Raw genomic sequence first — 1,072 nt, forward strand, 5'->3', positions numbered from 1 at the left:
GGCGAGGCTGAGAACTTAAGCGCCAGTAAACGGCGGTGGTAACTATAACCATCCTAAGGTAGCGAAATTCCTTGTCGGGTAAGTTCCGACCTGCACGAATGGCGTAACGACTTCTCGACTGTCTCAACCATAGGCCCGGTGAAATTGCATTACGAGTAAAGATGCTCGTTTCGCGCAGCAGGACGGAAAGACCCCGGGACCTTTACTATAGCTTGATATTGGTGTTCGGTTCGGCTTGTGTAGGATAGGTGGGAGACTTTGAAGCGGCCACGCCAGTGGTTGTGGAGTCGTCGTTGAAATACCACTCTGGTCGTGCTGGATGTCTAACCTGGGTCCGTGATCCGGATCAGGGACAGTGTCTGGTGGGTAGTTTAACTGGGGCGGTTGCCTCCTAAAATGTAACGGAGGCGCCCAAAGGTTCCCTCAGCCTGGTTGGCAATCAGGTGTTGAGTGTAAGTGCACAAGGGAGCTTGACTGTGAGACCGACGGGTCGAGCAGGTGCGAAAGCAGGGACTAGTGATCCGGCGGTGGCTTGTGGAAGCGCCGTCGCTCAACGGATAAAAGGTACCCCGGGGATAACAGGCTGATCTTCCCCAAGAGTCCATATCGACGGGATGGTTTGGCACCTCGATGTCGGCTCGTCGCATCCTGGGGCTGGAGTAGGTCCCAAGGGTTGGGCTGTTCGCCCATTAAAGCGGTACGCGAGCTGGGTTTAGAACGTCGTGAGACAGTTCGGTCCCTATCCGCTGCGCGCGCAGGAGTCTTGAGAAGGGCTGTCCCTAGTACGAGAGGACCGGGACGGACGAACCTCTGGTGTGCCAGTTGTCCTGCCAAGGGCATGGCTGGTTGGCTACGTTCGGGAGGGATAACCGCTGAAAGCATCTAAGCGGGAAGCCTGCTTCGAGATGAGGACTCCCACCACCATCGAGTGGGTAAGGCTCCCAGTAGACGACTGGGTTGATAGGCCGGATGTGGAAGCCCTGTAAGGGGTGGAGCTGACCGGTACTAATAGGCCGAGGGCTTGTCCATAGTTGCTACGCGTCCACTGTGTTGTTCTGAAGAAACGACCCCC

At 56.4% G+C, this 1,072-nt stretch carries 1 rRNA gene; it reads left to right on the top strand.

The window, feature by feature from the left end:
* Positions 1 to 1,029 (top strand): 23S ribosomal RNA (locus tag ABUW04_RS39700); the annotation flags it as partial.
* Positions 1,030 to 1,072: the final 43 nt, after the last annotated feature.

The organism is Streptacidiphilus jeojiensis, assembly GCF_042510965.1.
GTDB lineage: Bacteria > Actinomycetota > Actinomycetes > Streptomycetales > Streptomycetaceae > Streptacidiphilus > Streptacidiphilus jeojiensis.